Annotated in this window: 16 protein-coding genes; 15 read left to right on the top strand and 1 reads right to left on the bottom strand. The window is 29.3% G+C overall.

The annotated features are described in order from the left end of the window. Positions 1 to 34 precede the first annotated feature (34 nt). From hpf to NJU99_RS07935, 15 genes are all read left to right on the top strand, one after another. The gene (gene hpf, locus NJU99_RS08005) at positions 35 to 577 is read left to right on the top strand and encodes a ribosome hibernation-promoting factor, HPF/YfiA family (protein ID WP_254575396.1); all 543 of its coding nucleotides are present in this window, start codon (positions 35 to 37) and stop codon (positions 575 to 577) included. A gap of 84 nt (positions 578 to 661) precedes the next feature. Then, positions 662 to 2,086, top strand: a complete 1,425-nt coding sequence (gene der / locus NJU99_RS08000) for a ribosome biogenesis GTPase Der (protein WP_254575395.1) — start codon at positions 662 to 664, stop codon at positions 2,084 to 2,086. A 17-nt stretch (positions 2,087 to 2,103) separates the two neighbouring features. Then, the gene (locus NJU99_RS07995) at positions 2,104 to 3,675 is read left to right on the top strand and encodes a SulP family inorganic anion transporter (RefSeq protein ID WP_254575394.1); all 1,572 of its coding nucleotides are present in this window, start codon (positions 2,104 to 2,106) and stop codon (positions 3,673 to 3,675) included. After that, positions 3,668 to 4,297: a uroporphyrinogen-III synthase gene (locus tag NJU99_RS07990; RefSeq protein ID WP_254575393.1), complete on the top strand. Its 630-nt coding sequence runs from the start codon at positions 3,668 to 3,670 to the stop codon at positions 4,295 to 4,297. Before NJU99_RS07995 ends, NJU99_RS07990 begins: the two co-directional genes overlap by 8 nt. 259 nt (positions 4,298 to 4,556) lie before the next feature. Further along, a complete protein-coding gene (purD, locus tag NJU99_RS07985; RefSeq protein WP_254575392.1) occupies positions 4,557 to 5,822 on the top strand; it encodes a phosphoribosylamine--glycine ligase in 1,266 nt (421 codons plus the stop codon). 9 nt (positions 5,823 to 5,831) lie between these two features. Further along, positions 5,832 to 6,272: an RDD family protein gene (locus NJU99_RS07980; protein ID WP_254575391.1), complete on the top strand. Its 441-nt coding sequence runs from the start codon at positions 5,832 to 5,834 to the stop codon at positions 6,270 to 6,272. Beyond that, positions 6,265 to 8,385 (top strand): LPS-assembly protein LptD, encoded by a 2,121-nt coding sequence (locus NJU99_RS07975; protein WP_254575390.1) that lies wholly within the window; start codon positions 6,265 to 6,267, stop codon positions 8,383 to 8,385. Before NJU99_RS07980 ends, NJU99_RS07975 begins: the two co-directional genes overlap by 8 nt. Next, positions 8,375 to 9,028, top strand: a complete 654-nt coding sequence (locus NJU99_RS07970; protein ID WP_254575389.1) for a phosphoribosyltransferase family protein — start codon at positions 8,375 to 8,377, stop codon at positions 9,026 to 9,028. The genes NJU99_RS07975 and NJU99_RS07970 overlap by 11 nt, the downstream gene beginning before the upstream one ends. A 7-nt stretch (positions 9,029 to 9,035) precedes the next feature. Next, entirely contained in the window at positions 9,036 to 11,213 is a 2,178-nt protein-coding gene (locus tag NJU99_RS07965) for a polyribonucleotide nucleotidyltransferase (protein WP_254575388.1), read from the top strand. 259 nt (positions 11,214 to 11,472) lie between these two features. Next, on the top strand, positions 11,473 to 11,817 hold the full coding sequence (locus tag NJU99_RS07960) for a response regulator (protein WP_254575387.1): 345 nt from the start codon (positions 11,473 to 11,475) through the stop codon (positions 11,815 to 11,817). Between the two features lie 16 nt (positions 11,818 to 11,833). Continuing rightward, positions 11,834 to 13,984, top strand: coding sequence for a chemotaxis protein CheA (locus NJU99_RS07955; RefSeq protein WP_254575386.1), 2,151 nt, complete (start codon positions 11,834 to 11,836; stop codon positions 13,982 to 13,984). Positions 13,985 to 13,996: 12 nt separating this feature from the next. After that, a complete protein-coding gene (locus NJU99_RS07950; RefSeq protein WP_254575385.1) occupies positions 13,997 to 14,845 on the top strand; it encodes a CheR family methyltransferase in 849 nt (282 codons plus the stop codon). After that, a complete protein-coding gene (locus NJU99_RS07945; RefSeq protein WP_254575384.1) occupies positions 14,842 to 15,516 on the top strand; it encodes a chemotaxis protein CheD in 675 nt (224 codons plus the stop codon). The genes NJU99_RS07950 and NJU99_RS07945 overlap by 4 nt, the downstream gene beginning before the upstream one ends. Before the next feature lie 13 nt (positions 15,517 to 15,529). Further along, positions 15,530 to 16,603, top strand: a complete 1,074-nt coding sequence (locus tag NJU99_RS07940) for a protein-glutamate methylesterase/protein-glutamine glutaminase (RefSeq protein ID WP_254575383.1) — start codon at positions 15,530 to 15,532, stop codon at positions 16,601 to 16,603. 84 nt (positions 16,604 to 16,687) lie between these two features. After that, positions 16,688 to 17,692, top strand: coding sequence for a sensor domain-containing diguanylate cyclase (locus NJU99_RS07935; protein WP_254575382.1), 1,005 nt, complete (start codon positions 16,688 to 16,690; stop codon positions 17,690 to 17,692). Positions 17,693 to 17,711: 19 nt separating this feature from the next. On the opposite strand, the gene NJU99_RS07930 is transcribed toward NJU99_RS07935, so the two are convergent. Next, positions 17,712 to 18,764, bottom strand: coding sequence for a tyrosine-type recombinase/integrase (locus NJU99_RS07930; RefSeq protein ID WP_254575381.1), 1,053 nt, complete (start codon positions 18,762 to 18,764; stop codon positions 17,712 to 17,714). Positions 18,765 to 18,766: the final 2 nt, after the last annotated feature.

Below are 18,766 nucleotides of genomic sequence, written 5' to 3'. Positions count from 1 at the left end.
TTAGAATAAATAAATTATTATTAAGGAGTTTGTTATGAATACAAGTATTGTAGGAAGACATTTAGATTTAACTGAGCCAATTAAAGATTATATAAATAGCTCTGTAGAAATTTTCAAAAAATATAACTTAGATATTATTTCTGTTAATTCGATTATTTCACAAGATGAAAAACATGGGAAAAAAGCATTTACTTTTGAGTTTACACTAAACGTAGCTCATTTAGATACTATTGTTGTAAAACAAAAAGATAAAGATTTATATGCAGCAGTTGATATTGCAGTAGATAGAGTATCAAAAGTTTTAAGAAGACACCATGACAAAATAACAGGTCACAAAGCTACAAAACTTACTGAAGTTGAGTCGCAAGTAATTGAAGATCAAATTGCTATCGAATTAGAAAAATTTGAAGATGAGATTGCACCTGTAAGATTAACTTCATACAAACCAATAGATATTGAAGAAGCATTACAAGACCTTAAAGGTTCTGATGCACAATTTAAAGTATTCTATGATAAAGATGATAACATGAGAGTACTTTACAAAACTAAAGAAGAAGGTAAATTTGGATTATATTAATCCTTTTTTCCCCTTTAGAAAAGAGGTATTAGCCCTGGCTAATGCCTTTTTTTATTTATACAAAAAATATAGGAGTTCATACTAATGAATACTGAACTAAAAAAAATTGCACTAATTGGTCAACCAAATGTAGGTAAATCTTCACTTTTTAATAGAATTGCAAAACAAAGAATTGCTATTGTATCAGATTTAGCAGGTACAACAAGAGATATTAGAAAACATGAGATTGAAGTATTTGATAGATGTGCTATGATGTTAGATACTGGTGGTATTGATGAAACTAATGATGCGATCTTCTCTAATGTAAAAAGAAAAGCTATTGAGACTGCAAAAGAGGCTGATATAATACTTTTTATGGTAGATGGTAAAAGAATACCTGATGAAAAGGATAAAGAATTATTTTATGAGCTTCAAGCTTTAGGTAAAGAGCTTGCTTTAGTTGTAAATAAAATAGATAATGACAAAGAGAATGAAAGATTATGGGAATTCTTTGAGTTTGGAATTTCTGATGAAAATTTATTTGGAATTTCAGTATCTCATAACAGAGGTACTAAAACACTTTTCGAATGGATATATAATCATTTACCACCAGTTGTTGAACCAGAATTAAGCGAAGAAGAAAAAGCAAAGTTAGAACAAGCTTTAGAAGATGATGATAGTGAAAAATCAAAAAGAGAAGAAATTGATGAGAAAAACATCAAAGTAGCTATTATTGGTAAAGTTAATGTTGGAAAATCATCTACTTTAAATGCAATTATTGGTGAAGAAAGATCTGTTGTTTCAGAAGTTGCAGGTACAACTATTGACCCTGTTGATGAATCTTTTGAATATCAAAATAAAAATGTTACTTTTGTTGATACAGCAGGTCTTAGAAGAAGAGGTAAAATCGAAGGTATTGAGAAGTTTGCCTTAATGAGAACTAAAGATATGTTAGAAAAAGCAAATGTTGCTTTAGTTGTACTTGATGCTTCTACTGCCTTTAGTGATTTAGATGAAAAAATTGCTGGTTTAGTTGATCAATATGGTTTAGGAACTATTATAGTTCTAAATAAATGGGATGAAAACATGGATACATTCCAAAAGCTTGAAACTGAAGTTAGAAGAAGATTTAGATTCTTAGAATATGCACCAATTATTGCAATTTCTGCAAAAACTGGAAGATCAGTTGAGAGATTAAAAGATAAGATTATTGAGGTTCATGAGAACTACACTAGAAGAATTCCAACATCTGCTTTAAATAGAGTAATTGAACAAGCAGTTATTAGACATGCACTTCCAAGTCCAGCCGGTAATTATCTTAGAATTTATTATGCTACTCAATTTAGTGCTCAACCACCAAAAATTGCATTAGTTATGAATAAACCTAGAATGCTTCACTTCTCTTATAAAAGATACTTAATTAACTTCTTAAGAGATAATTTCAACTTTGAAGGTACACCTATTCATTTAATTGCAAGAGGTAAAAACGATAAAATAGGTGATGAGGAATATCTAGAAGAGAGTAACTAAACAAAATAGGAGTTCTTTTGAATGCGATAAAAAACAATATATTTGCTGGAATCACAGCTGCAATTGTAGCACTTCCTTTAGCCTTAGCCTTTGGTGTTGCTAGTGGTGCCGGTGCAATTGCTGGTTTGTATGGAGCAATTATCTTAGGTTTTTTTGCTGCATTTTTTGGAGGAACTTCAACTCAAATCTCAGGGCCAACTGGTCCTATGACAGTTATCACTGCAACTGCTATTGCAACATTTCCCAATGATTTATCTTCTGTTATGAGTATTATTCTTTTATCTGGTTTGATACAAATTTCTTTTGGAATTGTAGGTATTGGTAAATGGATAAAATATATACCTTATCCTGTGATTTCTGGATTTATGAGTGGAGTAGGGCTTATAATTATAATACTGCAAATAAATCCTTTTTTAGGAGTAGAATCACAAAGTTCAGTGATTATGACATTAAGTGAAATTTTTAATACTTTAAAAAATATAGATTATGACTCCTTTTTAGTGGCTTCTATAACTTTAGCAATAATGTTTTTTACCCCTAAAGTAATTTCAAATAAAATACCAACAGCTTTAATTGCTCTTGTTTTTGTAACGTTTCTTAGTTTTTATCTTGGTTTGCAAATAGATAAAATAGGTGAAATCCCTATGGGCTTACCTGAGGTTATAATGCCTTTTTCTTTTGATCTAAGTAAACTAGATACTATATTAACTTTAGCTATAACATTAGCCCTATTAGGTTCTATTGATTCTTTACTTACTTCTTTAGTTGCTGATTCAATGACAAAAACAAAACATAATTCAAAAAAAGAGTTAATAGCTCAAGGTATAGGAAATAGTTTATGTTCCTTTGTTGGAGCAATTCCAGGTGCAGGTGCAACTATGAGAACGGTTATAAATATTAATAGTGGAGGAACATCTAAAGTTTCTGGAATGGTTCATTCTATTACCTTACTTTTAATAGTTTTGTTACTTGCACCCTTAGCTTCACAAATTCCCCTTGCAGTTTTATCTGGAATTTTGATAAAAGTTGGTTTTGATATTTTAGATTATAGGTTTATTAAAATCTTGCCACAAGTAAAAAGGCAAGATTTACTAATTATGATTACTGTATTTTTATTAACAGTATTTGTTGATTTGATTATGGCGGTTGGTGTTGGTATTACAATAGCTTCAATTTTAGCTGTATATCAAGTATCAAAAAATACTAAAATCAAGACACAAAGAGCTCAAACTTCTTTTGATATTGATTTAGATAGTAAAAAAATAGAAGTTATCAAGATTAACGGTTCTTTATTTTTTGGAACAGCCTCTGTTTTAGATAAAAAAATTGAGAAATTAAAAGATGTAAAATATGTAATTTTAGATTTAAAAAGTGTATTTTACTTGGATATATCGGCAATTTTTATGATTGAAGATTTAATTGAAAAATTAAGAGATAAAAATATAAAAACTATATTTGTTTTAAAGTATGCCCATAGAAGAGCTATTTCAAAAGTTGATATAAATAAAAAATTTAAAGATAGTAAGCTTTATCATAATATAGATGAAGCTATAAATTTTACACAAGAGTTAGAGTTAAAAAATGCATAGAAAAATATACTTGCTAAATAATTTAAAGTTTGAAGGTGTTGAAAACCTTGAAGTATTTAAAATTGATTTTATTAAAAAAGACATAAACTTTTCAAAATATGACGCTTTGATTTTTACTTCAAAAAATGCTATTTATTCATTAGATAGTTTTTCAGACAAATATAAAGAAATCCCCTCTTATGTAATAGCACCAAAAACAGCAAAGGTTTTAGAAAAAGTTGGTGGCAATATAGCTTTCATAGGAGAGTCTGGTCATGGAAATGATTTTGCAAATGAATTAACACCCCTTTTAAAAAACAAAAAAGTTTTATACTTAAAAGCTGAAAAAACAGTTTCTAGCTTAGTTGAGATACTAAAGGAAAATTCTATCGATATTGATGATGAGATAGTTTATAAAACATCATGTAATAAAATAAAAAACAATCTTGAAAAAAATAGCGTTATTATTTTCACATCTCCTTCAAGTGTAGAGTGTTTTTTCAAAAATTTTGATTGGGATGAGAGTTTTGATGCAGTTGTTATTGGAAAAACCACATTAAAATACATGCCTTTTAATATAAATGCTTATGTAAGTTCTAAAACTTCTGTAGAAGAGTGTATAAAAGTAGCTTTAAAGTTATAGATTTAAACTCAAATTTAATAAGTTTTGCTAAAATAAGAATATCTAAGCAGTTCGGGATTTTCCATCGTTGAGGGTCCGATACTGTATTTTTGCGTGTAATTGTAATTTCATGGTGTGCAGCATTTGCCTTTTGGTATTTTCGCTCCTGAAGTGAGATTCTTATGTGCAGTTATTGGCTTTTTGTGGGCCATTTGATGGTTAACGGCTGCTTGGAGAACTTAAATTTAAACTAAAAAAACTAATAATACAAGGAATTATCGTGAATATATTGATACTAGGAAGTGGTGGTAGAGAATACTCTATTGGATTAGCAATATATAAAGAAAATGCTCACAACTTATTTTTCATGCCAGGAAATGGTGCAACTTCGCAATTAGGTACAAATATAAATATAAAAGATTATAACGAATTAGCACAATGGGCAAAAGATAATTCTATTGATTTAACAATTGTAGGACCAGAAGCTCCATTAGTAGATGGTGTTGTTGATATATTTAAAGAAAATGACTTAACTGTATTTGGACCAAGTAAAGCAGCAGCTGCCTTAGAAGGTTCAAAAGTATATATGAAAAATATTCTTAAAAAGTACAAAATACCAACAGCAGCATTTATAGAAACTACAAATGAAAAAGAGGCTCATGATTTTATTGATACTATGAGTATCCCAGTAGTTGTTAAAGCTGATGGTTTATGTGCAGGAAAAGGTGTAATTATTGCACAGTCACATGAAGAAGCTAAACAAGCAGCATCTGATATGTTAAATGGTTCATCTTTTGGTGATGCAGGAACTTCTATCGTAGTTGAAGAGTATTTAGATGGATATGAATTATCAATCTTTGCTATTTGTGATGGTGAGAACTACAAAGTACTACCAGCTGCTCAAGATCATAAAAGAGTAGGAGATGGTGATACTGGGCCTAATACAGGTGGAATGGGTGCTTATGCTCCAACTCCTTTAGTAAATGACGATATTTATAAAAAAGTAGAAGAGAGAGTAATTAAACCAACTTTAGAAGGTATGAAACAAGAAGGTGCTCCTTTTGAAGGTGTTTTATTTATTGGGGTTATGGTTGTAAATGGTGAGCCAATTATTTTAGAATATAACGTAAGATTTGGTGATCCTGAATGTGAGATTTTAATGCCTTTATTAGAAACTCCTGTATCAGATTTATTTTATAAAGGTGCTACAAAGCAACTTGATAAATTAGATATTAAAATTAAAAATGAATATGGTGTTGCTGTTGTAATGGCAAGTGAAAATTATCCTTATTCATCGTCTAAACCTGCTGAAATAATCGTTGATGAAATTATTGATGATGAGTTAAAAGCTAATTCACATATTTCTTATGCAGGTGTGTCGGAAGAAGATGGTAAACTAATGGCTACAGGTGGTAGAGTGCTACTTTGTGTTGGTTTTGGTAACTCAATTCAAGAAGCAAGAGACAGAGCATATGATTTATGTGGTTATGTTCACTTTGCTGGAAAGAAATGTAGATCAGATATTGCTTATCAAGCTTTAAAATAGAGATTTATAATGCAAAATAACAGCTCACAAGATCTTCAATTAGCAACACTTAGTTCAAGAGCTATGGCATTTGTGATTGATGATTTACTTGTTACTTTTTTAGTAATCGCTATGTTTTGGGATAAGATCACTAATGCAGGCAATAGCATGGAATCAATGGTTTATTTAATGAAAGTAGAGATTGTAGGACCTTTGATAATGTTAAAGGTTGTATATCATACTTTTTTTGTGTGGTATTATGGTGCAACAATAGGAAAAATTATTACAAAAATTAGAGTAATTGATTATAATACTTTAGGAAGAATATCTATCTTCTCATCTTTATTAAGAGCAATAGGTAGAGTATTCTCTGAGTGGTTTGTATATATTGGATTCATTATTGCATTTTTTAATGATGGAAAAAGAACATTTCATGATTATACTGGTAAAACATTGGTTGTAAATGTTTAGAAGTGTAGTTGCTCCATTAATTTTATTATCAACTCTTTCTTACTCTAAAGAGTTGAATAATGAAAAATTTCAACTTCTTGCAAAAAATGTTGATACTAAAAATAGTACAGTTATTGCAAATGGTGATGTTGTGGTTTTTTCTAAAAACTACTACATTACAGCTGACAAAATAATATATGATAAAGAAAAAGAGACCTTTGAGCTTTTTGATAATGTTTTAATTTTAAAAGACAATAGAATACAAACACAAAGTAATTATGCTTTTTTAGATGTAAATGATGACTCTTATGAACAAACACCTGTATTACTAATGGAAAAAGAGAGTAACTTATGGATAAACTCTAAATCATCTAAAAAAAATAAAACTGAAATTGAGCTTGAAAGTTCAATAATCTCATCATGTGATTGTGTTGACCCTGTATGGAGCATAAAAGTTTCATCTGCTTCATATGATACAGAAGATAAATGGTTACATGCTTATAATACTAGATTATATATAAAAGATGTTCCTGTATTTTATAGTCCTTATCTTGGTTTCCCAACAGATAAAACAAGAAGAACAGGACTTTTAACTCCTACAATTGGATATTCAAAAAACGATGGAGGATATTATTCTCAACCTATTTATTTTGCACCTGCTCAAAATTATGATTTTGAATTAATACCACAGTTAAGAACAAATAGAGGTTCTGGACTTTATGCTTATTATAGATTAGCTGATTCACCATATTCATTATTAAAATTAAAAACTGGATACTTTGAAGAAAAAGATGAGTATAGAAAAGAGTTTGATTTAAAAAATGAAAAACACTATGGGTGGAGTATTGATTATGAAAGAACAAAACTTTTTTCTAAGAATGAATCTCATCAAGATGGTTTATATGCATCTATAAACTGGTTAAATGATATTGAATATAGAACTGTTGAAAATGAAGAAGATGTGATTTCTACTGAAAAAAAAGTTGAATCAAAATTAAACTACTTTTATAATACTCCTGAATACTATGGGGGACTATACTCAAGATATTATATTGATACAGATTTAGATTCAAATGATACAACACTTCAAGAATTACCTCAAATTCAATTACACTCATATAATAAAGATTTAGGTATAAAAAATTTAATTTATTCTGTTGATGCGAAAGCTATTAATTATGAAAGACAAAAAAAGATTAATGCTCAAATTTATGAATTAACTCTTCCTATTAGTTATAATACATATTTTTTAGATGATTTCTTATATTTAACTTTAGAAAACAAAAGTACTATTAGTAAATATCAATACTCTAATACAGACACTTCATATGATAATGGTACTTTAGTTCAAAATGAATCATCTATTACAATAGGAACAGATTTAATTAAGCCTTATACAAATTATTTACATACAGTAAACTTAAGTGCTAAGTACTCATATCCAAAGAATATTCAAAAAGATGGAGACTTATACGATATAACAGTTGATAAAGATAGTTTAAAAGGTGAAGAACTAGCATCTTTCCCTATTGCTCAGGGAAAAAAGAATATTAAGCTTAAATTGAATCAATCTTTATATGAAAAAGAGGGTTTAAAGCAAATAGTAAATCATAAATTATCACAATCAATTTTATATGATGAAAATAATGATCCAAAATTTATGGATTTAGAAAATTTTGTTAAGTACAATTATTCTAATGGAACTATAACTAATAAAATTATCTATAATGTAGAAGATAAACATTTTACTGAAAATACTTCAAGCTTAACTTATAAGTATGAAGATTTTGATTTATCTTTAGGTTATTATAAGTCAAAAGATACAAAGAATTCAAATAAAGAAGAGCTGGAATCTTTTAGGATTAATACTTCATATGATATATCAAATGACTATAAAATCTCTTATTATGAAAACTATAATATAAAAGATAGTTTACGAAATAAGCAAGGTATTGGCTTTGATATTTATGATAGATGTTGGGCTTTAGCCTTAAAGTATGAAAAAGAAGTAATACCTTCTACTAGTAGCAATAGTGAAGGTATTAGACAAAATATTTTATATATAAACTTAGAGCTTAAACCTCTTGGTGGAATTAAGCAAAAGTATAAATTCAAGGATAGTAATGAATCCTGAGAATAGTATCTATTTTAAAAATAGAGAAGTTGCAGCATATAGATTATTAGATGTAATGCCAATTGATAAAATGAAGTTAGAAAATTGGACAGTTATATCTAGTTCTTGCGGTGGTTTTGAAGTTGCAAAAGTTATAGCAGATACATTAAATGCGAAACTTGATATAATGATTAGTGAAAAAATAGAAGCACCTGCAAATGATGAGTGCGAAATTGCTATTGTAACTGAGCATGAAGAAGTTGTTATACATGAAGAGTTAGTAAAAAGTTTTGATATTAGTTTAGATTATATTTATGCAAAATCTAAACAAATTTATGAAAATATAGTTTTAAATAAAGTAAGTAGATTAAGGCATGGTAAGCAAATTGCTGATTTAAAATACAAAAATGTTTTAATTGTAGATGAAGGAATTAATACAGGTCTTACAATGATGGCATGTATAAAAACAGCAATTAATTTAGGGGCTAAATCTATTTCAGTAGCAACTCCTATTTTACCAACTGCTAGTATTCAGACAATTGAATCAATTGCAGATGATTTATATTATGTAAAAAAACTTAATCATTTCATATCAATTGACTTTTATTATGATAGTCTAAATGATGTAGCATTTGAAGAATTAGAAAAAATAAATAAAGGATAAAGTAAGTATGTCAACAGTATGTGAATTTGAACTAAATGAAAAAGAAGAGATTTTTGAATTTGACAAAGTAGCTAAACAGGCAAATGGATCTGTTTTAGCAAAATTAGGTAAGGCAGTAGTTTTAGCTACAGTAGTAAGTGAATTTGATAACCCAGTGGAAGAGGATTTTACTCCTTTGACTGTACAATATGTTGAAAAAACATATGCATCAGCAAAGCTTCCAGGTGGGTTTATAAAAAGAGAAGCAAAACCAAGTGAATTTGAAACTTTAACTTCAAGAGTTATTGATAGAAGTTTAAGACCATTATTCCCTAAAGGTTATGTTTATCCTACAACTATTACTGTTATGGTATTAAGTGCTGATAAAGATGTTGATTTACAAATGCTAGCTCTTAACGCTGCAAATGCTGCTTTATATACTTCTAATCTTCCTATTAAAAAATCTGTATGTGGTGTAAGAATTGGTAAAATCGAAGGTGAATATGTTGTTAATCCAACATCAACTCAATTAGAAGATTCATCATTAGATTTATATGTAGCTGGTTCAAAAGACGAGTTGCTTATGATTGAAATGAAATCAATTTCAAGTGCTCAATTAGTTGAAGTAGATATAGAAGCATTTACAAAAGTACATAATGCTAATGAAATTTGTGAAGAAGAGTTAGTAGAAGCAATTGCTGTTGCACAGAAAGCTTTACATGAAGCAAATAAAACTTATGAAGATGGTTTTGAAAGTGTTTGTAAACCACTAAAAGAAGTTGAATTAGTTAAATTTACAATAGATGAAGAAGTAATTGAATATGTTAGAGATAACTACTCTTCAAATATTAAAGAAGCTATTAAAAAGCTTGCAAAAAGTGAAAGAGCTACTGAGTTAAAAGATGTTGCAAAACTAATTTCCCAAGATGAAAATTGCCTAGCAAAAGAGATTGAATACAAGGTAGTTTATGAAGCAGTTTCAATTGTAAAAAGAGAACTAGTAAGAGATATGATTGTAAAAGAAAAAGTTAGAGCTGATGGAAGAGGACTTAAAGATGTAAGACCTATTTCTATTGATACTAATATTTTACCATCTGCTCACTCATCTTGTTTATTTACAAGAGGTGAAACTCAAGCTTTAGTTGTTGGAACAATAGCTGGTTCTAAAGATGGGCAAATGTATGAAGTTTTAACTGAAAAGTCTACTTCAATGGAAAACTTTATGGTTCATTATAACTTCCCTGGTTTCTCAGTAGGTGAAGCAAAACCAATGTTTGGTGTAGGAAGAAGAGAGCTAGGTCATGGTAACCTAGGTAAAAAAGCACTTGAATCTACTATTGATAAAGATTATACTGAAACAGTTAGATTAGTTTCAGAAATTTTAGAATCAAATGGTTCTTCTTCAATGGCAACTGTTTGTGGTGGTTCATTGGCACTTAAAGCAGCAGGTGTTCCTATATCTGATTTAGTTGCAGGTGTTGCAATGGGTATGGTTGTTGAAGGTGATGAGTATTCAGTTCTTACTGATATTATGGGCTTAGAAGATCATGATGGAGATATGGACTTTAAAGTAGCAGGTACAAAAGATGGTATTACTGCACTTCAAATGGATATAAAACTTGGAGGAATTGAACTTTCAGTATTAAAAGAAGCATTACTTCAAGCAAAAGAGGGAAGAGAACATATTCTAGCAATCATGGAAGAAGCAGCAGAGCAAATTGTTCCAAGTGAAGCCTTACCTTTAGTTGAGCAATTTGCAATTGACCCTAGTAAAATGATGGTAGTTATTGGAAAAGCTGGTGCAACAATTAAAGAGATTATTGAAAAATTCTCTGTTGCTATTGATTTAGATAGAAATTCTGGAAATGTAAAAGTAAGTGGTGAATCTAAACAGAATGTTTTAGATGCTTGTGAACATATTAAAACAATTTCTAACAATGCCACTTCAAGAAAAGAGACTAAAAGTATAAACTTTGAAGACTTATATAAACCAGAAGATATTTTAACTGGTAAAGTTGAAAGAATCGTTGACTTTGGTGCCTTTGTATCTTTACCAAAAGGTGGAGAGGGATTATTACATATTTCTAAAATCTCTAAGCAAAGAGTAAATAATGTTTCTGATGTATTCTCAGTTGGAGATAATGTAGAAATCAAAGTGTTAAACGTTAAAAAAGATAGAATCGAACTATCAGCTGCTTCTCTTTAAGATAAAAAGACTTAGGTCTTTTTATCACTTTCAAAATAAATAATTTTAAATCTTACCCTAATAGTAATAAAAAGTAACACTCAATGTTTGTTATTTATAAATTTTGTGATATAATATAAAACGATGAGATAGCAATATAGGCTAAAGTTTGTTATTCACATGTAATATAGTAAGAATTATTTAAATTATAAACTTACATTAATATTTCTTACGATAGTATAGTAAAAATAATTTTTTTAAAAAACTAAGGGGTTTTATAATGGCTAAGCTTTTAATTGTAGATGATTCTACTATGCTAAGAGATATGCTTAACTATGCATTAAATGAAGGTATCGATGGTGTTGATGGTTTGGCAAAAGCTAAGGCTGATGAGTTTGATTTAATTATCACAGATGTTAACATGCCAAATATGGATGGTTTAACACTTATTGGTGAGTTAAGAAAACTTCCACAATATTCTAAAAAGCCTATTTTAGTTCTGACAACTGAAAGAAGCGATGAAATGAAAGCAAAAGGAAAGGCAGCTGGCGCAACAGGTTGGATTGTTAAGCCATTTGTTCCAGATCAATTACTAAAAGCTGTAAATATAGTTTTAAGTAGATAATAAAAAAGGGGTTATCATGTCATTTGATATTTCTAAATATAGAGAAATGTTTCTAGAAGAAGCAGAAGAGCTTTTTGAATCAGCAGATAATGTATTATTAGAAGCTGAAACTAATGGTTCTTTAACTGATGATGAAATGGGTCAACTGTTTAGAGATGTACATACACTAAAAGGTAGTGGTGCATCTGTAGAGTTGACTAAGTTTGCTGAATTTACTCATGATGTTGAGAACATGATGGACAAATTAAGGAATCACGAAATAGAGTTTATTCCAGAAATGGCAAGTACTCTTATTGATGGTTTAGATGTAATGAGAGAAATTCTTGACTTAGAGGTTGCAGAAGATTTAACTAAGGATACATTTACTGATATGACAACTGATCTTTTAGAAGAGATTAGAGCATATTCAAGTGGGAATGCTCCTGTTGCAAAAGAAGAACCAAAAGTTCAAGAAGTTCAAGTTGCAAAAGAAGAACCAAAAGAAGAGATTAAATCAGTAGATCATATAGAAATTGATAATGACAATATTGGATTTTTTGATGATGACTTAAATGAACAAAAAAATAGTAATGCTTATGGTATTTTTGAAGATGATTCAATTGATGAAGCACATAAGAATTATGGTTTCTTTGATGATGAACTGGAAGAATTAGCTGAAAGTATGGATGACTCTCAAGAAGATATGGTTGACACAAATGATGACAGAGAAGATTTTGGTTTCTTTGATGATGTACCATCTATTACTCCTGATTCAGTTATGGAAACTAATAGTGTTGAGCAAAAAGAAGAGCCAGTAAAAACTGCTGAAGTTGCAAAAGTAGAACCTAAAAAAGAAGTAGCCAAAACTGTTGAAGTTGAAAACAAAGAGTCTACACCAGTAGCAAGTGAGCCTAAAAAAGATAGACCAACGAGAAAACCAAGAGATCAAAAAGAGGGTGCAAAAAAATCTGCTGCAAGTAGTAATATTAGAGTAAACCTTGATAAGATTGATTTACTTATGAATAATGTTGGGGATCTAGTAATTACAAACGCTATGTTAACTCAATTTGCAACTACAATTGAAGGTGCTAAAACTAGAAATTCTGTTTTAGAGCGATTAGAACTTTTAGAAAGACATATTAGAGATATGCAAGATTCAATTATGAGTATTAGAATGGTACCAATGGAATCAATATACTCTAAGTTCCCAAAAGTTGTTAGAGATATTTCAAGAAAACTTGGTAAAAAAGTTGAGTTTATTCATTATGGTGATAATGTTGAGATTGATAAAGCAATGATTGAGGGATTAACTGATCCTTTAATGCATATTATTAGAAACTCTCTTGATCATGGACTTGAAACAACTGAGCAAAGAGTTGAGTCTGGTAAATCAGAAGTAGGTTCTATTACTATTTCAGCAGAACAAGCAAATGGGCAAATGATTATTACTATAGAAGATGATGGTAGAGGAATTAATGCTGAAAAAGTTGCTTTAAAAGCTTTAGACAATGGTCAAATTGATGAGAACCAATTTAAAAGTATGAATGACAAAGAAAAAGCAATGCTTGTATTTGGTGCTGGTGTTTCAACAGCAGATGAAATCACTGACATTTCAGGTAGAGGTGTTGGTATGGATGTTGTTAGAACAAATATTCATAAATTAGGTGGAGCAATTGAATTAGATACTAGCGTTGGTGTTGGTACAACAATTACAATTATGTTACCTCTTACACTTGCTATTCTTGATGGTCTTGATATTGCCGTTGGAGATAAAAAGTATATTTTACCATTAAGTTCAATTGTTGAATCACTACAACCAAGTGCTGATATGATTAAAAAAATTGGTGATGGTACTCAAGATTTATTAATGTTAAGAGAAGAATTTATTCCTGTTGTTAGACTTCATGATTTATTTGGGATTACGAAAAGCTTTGACAAACTTGAAGAAGGTATGTTAATTGTTGTTAAATCAAGTAATACTAAAGTTGCATTATCTATTGATGAATTTTTAAATCAACACCAAGTTGTTGTAAAACCTTTAGATAAAAACTTTAGAAGTGTTCAAGGAATTGGAGCTGCTACTGTTAGAGGGGATGGAAGTATTGGTCTTATTTTAGATGTTGTTGGTATTATCAATGCACAGATAAAAAGAGAAAAAGACATGAGCTTCGCAAGAAAAGCTTCATAAGAAATAGTCTAAATGAAAAAGTATACTACACAAGATGCTCATAATAGAATAAAAAAACTTCTTTATTCTCTGACAGGGATTACCCTAGCAGACAATAAAGATATAATGATATCAAATAGAATTGATAAATTAAAAAGAGATTCAAAATATCAAGGTGATATTATGGATCTTTTGGATTTAGTTGAAAGTGGAAGTTACGTTACAGAGTTTATAAACTCTTTTACAACAAATAAGACGCATTTTTTCAGAGAAGATTTTCATTTCTTAGATTTAAAGGATAGAGTTCTTCCTAAATTAGCAAAAGAGGGTGGAAAGATACAAATGTATTGTTCTGCATCTTCTACTGGTGAAGAACCTTATTCTATGGCAATGACTGTTTTAGAAACAAAAGAAGAACTTGGAAAATATATTGATGCTTCAATTGTTGCTACAGACATTGATACAAATGTTTTACAATATGCTGCAAATGGAATATATAGATTTTCTAAATCTTCAAAAGAGTTTCCAAATTGGATTAAACCACAAAAATATTTTAAAAGAAGAGTTCAAAAAAACCTTGCAGGTGAAGAAGTTTTAATAAAAGTTAAAGATGAATTAAAAAAGATGATTACTTTTAAAGTAATGAATCTAAATGATAATTCATACCCTTATCAAAACAATCAGTTTGATGTTATTTTTTGTAGAAATGTATTGATTTATTTTTCAGCAGAAGATCAAAATAACATACTAAAAAAACTTTTTAGACATTTAAAGATTGGTGGAACTTTATATTTAGGGCATTCAGAAAATCCTCAAGATTTAATTAATTATGTAAGTAGAGTTGGACAAAATATTTTCGTAAAAGAAAAGGAAATAAATTGATTGTAATTGGTCATAAAGATGGTAGTATAGAAAAAACTTCTGCTGTTAGATTTACTCAAAAAACAAAAGGTTTATTAACTCATACTGTAATAGGTGGTGAGTTTGCAGTTGGAAGTGATATTGAGAATATTGCTTTTAAAACACTTCTTGGTTCTTGTGTTGCAATTATGTTTTTTGATAAAGTAAAAAAAATTAAAGCAATGAATCATTTTTTATTACCAACTACAAATAATACAAATGATGATATGAAATATGGTTTATATTCTGTTGAAGCAATGCTAAATGAGATGTATAAACTTGGCTGTTCAAAAAACAACATGGTTGCAAAAATATCAGGTGGTGCTGATATTATGCAACTAAATATGTCTTCTTTATCTATAGGACATAGAAATGTAGAGTTTGCAAAAGACTTTTGTAAGTCTGAGGGGTTTAAGCTTATTAGTGAACATACAAGAGGTGAACACGGTAGATTAATTCTTTTAGCAGATGAATTTCAAACATTTATAAAAGTTACTCAGAAAACTGAGACAGATAGTAAAATTGCTAGTGAAGAGCAATCATTACAAAAAGAAATTACGAAAGCACCAGTTATCAAAGAATACGTTGGTGGTGTTGATTTATTTGGTTCTGAGAAAGAGGCTGAACCAGAAATGGAAATTGATCTTTTCTAAAGGATAGAAAAAAGTGTATACAGTTTTGATTATTGATGACTCTCCTTCTATGAGAAGAGTTATAAAAGATATGATAGATTCAATTGATGAATTTGAAGTTATTGCAACAGCAGTAGATGCTTATGATGCAAGAGAAAAGATTAAACAATATGAACCAGATTTAGTTACTATTGATATTAATATGCCAAAAATGGATGGAGTTACTTTTTTAAGAAATCTTATGAGACTTCACCCTATGCCTGCTGTTGTAGTTTCAGGTGAGGGGGTTAGAGGTAATGACATTTTTGATGATGGTGCTGTTGGATTTGTGCCAAAACCTGAAGCTGGTGAATCAATGGTTTCTTTTCATTCAAGAATTAAAGATACACTTTTAAATCTTACTTTCTTACTAAAAAGATATACATTAAAAAAACCAAAAGCTCTAAAGCAGGTTAAAACATCAAAAATTGAAGTACATCATAAGGTTCATCCTAATGAAGTAATACCTTCAAAACCTGCTTTAATGCCAGGAAGTAAGGTAATTGCTATTGGATCATCTACAGGTGGAGTTGAGTCATTATTAAAAGTATTTAGGGATTTACCAAGTGGTTTACCACCTATAGTGATAACACAACACATTCCTTATGGTTTTTCAAACTCCTTTGCTCATAGACTTAATGACAACTCACAAGTAAATGTACATGAAGCAAAAGATGGAGAAATTCTTGAGAGAGGATATGCTTATTTAGCTCCTGGAAATATGCACCTAACAATAGAAAAAGTTGGCGGAAATTATAAAACAAAGCTTTTAGATACAGTAAAAGTTAGTCAACATAAACCAAGTGTTGACGTACTTTTTAGGTCTGTAAACAATAGTGTTGGTTCATCTGCAATGGGTGTTATGATGACAGGAATGGGAGATGATGGCTCTATTGCTATGAAAGATATGTTTGACAATGGGGCTTATACGGTTGCTCAAAATAAAGAGTCTTGTGTTGTTTTTGGAATGCCTATGAAAGCAATCCAAGCAGGTGCAGTAAAAGACATAATCCACTTAAATGAAATAGCTCAATATATTGTTGAGTACTCAAAAGGAAGAAGAAGATAATCTTCTTTTTCTTCACTATTTAATTATTTTTAAAACATTAATTTGTTATTGTTATATAGACTGTTATTTATATAGGATTTATTATTGAAAGAAGAGAACTATTTAAAGCAAGAATTATATGATTTAATAAAAAAAGATAATTCTATTTTTGAATTTATTCAAGAATCAAGTTTAGATGGAATTTGGTATTGGGATTTACAAAACCCTGAAGATGAATGGATGAGTCCAAAGTTTTGGAAAGTATTAGGTTATGACCCTAGTTCTATGGAGCATAAATCTTCACAGTGGCAAGATATCATATTTGAGGAAGATTTAAAAATAGCTACTGAAAATTTTAATAAACATTTAGAAGATCCAAATCATGAATATGATCAAATAGTAAGATATAAACATAAAAATGGTTCTACAGTTTGGATTAGATGTAGAGGTATGGCTATTAGAGATGAGAATGGAAAAGCAATAAGAATGTTAGGAGCACATAATGATTTAACAGTTATTATGGAACTTAGGAAAAAATTAGATGAGAAAAAAGATATAGAAGATGCTAATAAAAAACTTTATAAAAAGGCTTATGAAGATTACTTAACTAAACTTCTAAATAGAAGAGGTTTTACAAAAAATGCTAAATATGTAATAGAACTAGCAAAAAGAGATGAAACTTCATTGAGCTTAGCTTTACTTGATTTGGATTTTTTTAAGAAAATAAATGATACATATGGTCATGCTCAAGGTGATGAGTTATTAAAAGCTGTTTCAGATATATTTCTTGATACTTGTAGAGGAAGTGATATCCTTGCTAGATATGGTGGAGAAGAATTTATAGTGCTTATGCCCCAAACAGGAAAAGAAGAAGCTATTATAGCTATTGAAAGAATAAGACTTTATATACAAAACCATGAAATTGGAAAAATTAAAAATCAAACTATAAGTTGTGGTTTAACAACTTTTAAACCTTCAAAACAAATAAATACTCAAGAGTTCTTAGATAATATGATAAAAGATGCAGATGAAGCTTTATATTATGTAAAAAATAATGGAAGAAATAGTGTTAAACATTTTAGTGATTTAATAAGAGTTAAAAATACATGACTCTTATTAAATAGCAGCTTTAAAAAATATCAGTAGTCTTCTCTAACTTATCTTTATCAAAATGAGTATAAATTCTAGATGTATTAATATCTGCGTGACCAAGTGATTCTTGTACAAGAATTAAGTCTTTGTTTTTTTGGTAAAGTAGGGTGGCAAAAGTATGTCTTAGCATATGAGCCCCATTTTTTTCTTTTCTAATACCTACACTTAAAAGTATTTTTTCAACAATACTACTTATATATGCTTGACTTAAAGCTTTTCCTTTTTGATTACAAAATAAAAGATTGTTTGTACAGCATTTTACACTAAACCATTCCTCAAGCTCTTTTTTTATGATATTTTCTTTTATCATAACAACTCTTGGTTTATTACCTTTTCCTCTAACTTGGATGATATAAGCATCCCCATCTTTATTGAAATCTTTTAAATCAATGTTTATAGCTTCACTAACTCTTATTCCTGTATAGAGGATAGTTTTAATTACAAGTCTATTTCTAGCAGCAATCTTTGCACTAAATGGGTAATCATTTATACCTTCAATAAATCTTTGAACTTCTTCTTTTTGCATAAACGAGGGCAGTTTAGTACCACTTTTTCCTGATAAACCACCCCAATTTTTAAGCTCAATACCATATCTATATACATAATTATCATTTTCTTCATTTTGTTTATCTATATAGCCAAAGAAAGTAACAAGAGCTATTCTGTAGTTTTTCTTTGTTGCATCAGATAGTGTACTTGTTTCAGTTGCTAGAAAGTCACTTAATAACTCTTCATCAATTTCTTTCATAGATGAAGCACCAAAGCTAATCATGAACTTATATAGTTTCTCCAAAGGTATGTAATATACATGAATACTATTGATACCAATATTTCTTACTTCTTTTATTGTTATCTTTAAATCCTCAATAGATTTAAAACCTTTTATAAGCTCCTTTAGAATTTGAGCTAGTCTATCTTTGTCTTTTACTTGTCTATTTGATAAGCTTGTGATTTTGCTTCTAATAAACCTTGATAACCAAAACAAATATGTATCACTAAATGTTGCTTCACAATCTAATGGATATTTCACAC

Source organism: Arcobacter roscoffensis (assembly GCF_024267655.1).
GTDB lineage: Bacteria > Campylobacterota > Campylobacteria > Campylobacterales > Arcobacteraceae > Arcobacter_B > Arcobacter_B roscoffensis.
The sequence above is the reverse complement of the archived record's forward strand: the minus strand, read 5'-3'. Positions and strand labels throughout refer to the sequence as shown.

Excerpts from the sequence above, each read along its gene's own strand:
- hpf (WP_254575396.1), top strand. The coding sequence starts at position 35 with ATGAATACAAGTATTGTAGGAAGACATTTAGATTTAACTGAGCCAATT.
- der (WP_254575395.1), top strand. The coding sequence starts at position 662 with ATGAATACTGAACTAAAAAAAATTGCACTAATTGGTCAACCAAATGTA.
- NJU99_RS07990 (WP_254575393.1), top strand. The coding sequence starts at position 3,668 with ATGCATAGAAAAATATACTTGCTAAATAATTTAAAGTTTGAAGGTGTT.
- NJU99_RS07980 (WP_254575391.1), top strand. The coding sequence starts at position 5,832 with ATGCAAAATAACAGCTCACAAGATCTTCAATTAGCAACACTTAGTTCA.
- NJU99_RS07975 (WP_254575390.1), top strand. The coding sequence starts at position 6,265 with ATGTTTAGAAGTGTAGTTGCTCCATTAATTTTATTATCAACTCTTTCT.
- NJU99_RS07970 (WP_254575389.1), top strand. The coding sequence starts at position 8,375 with ATGAATCCTGAGAATAGTATCTATTTTAAAAATAGAGAAGTTGCAGCA.
- NJU99_RS07965 (WP_254575388.1), top strand. The coding sequence starts at position 9,036 with ATGTCAACAGTATGTGAATTTGAACTAAATGAAAAAGAAGAGATTTTT.
- NJU99_RS07960 (WP_254575387.1), top strand. The coding sequence starts at position 11,473 with ATGGCTAAGCTTTTAATTGTAGATGATTCTACTATGCTAAGAGATATG.
- NJU99_RS07955 (WP_254575386.1), top strand. The coding sequence starts at position 11,834 with ATGTCATTTGATATTTCTAAATATAGAGAAATGTTTCTAGAAGAAGCA.
- NJU99_RS07950 (WP_254575385.1), top strand. The coding sequence starts at position 13,997 with ATGAAAAAGTATACTACACAAGATGCTCATAATAGAATAAAAAAACTT.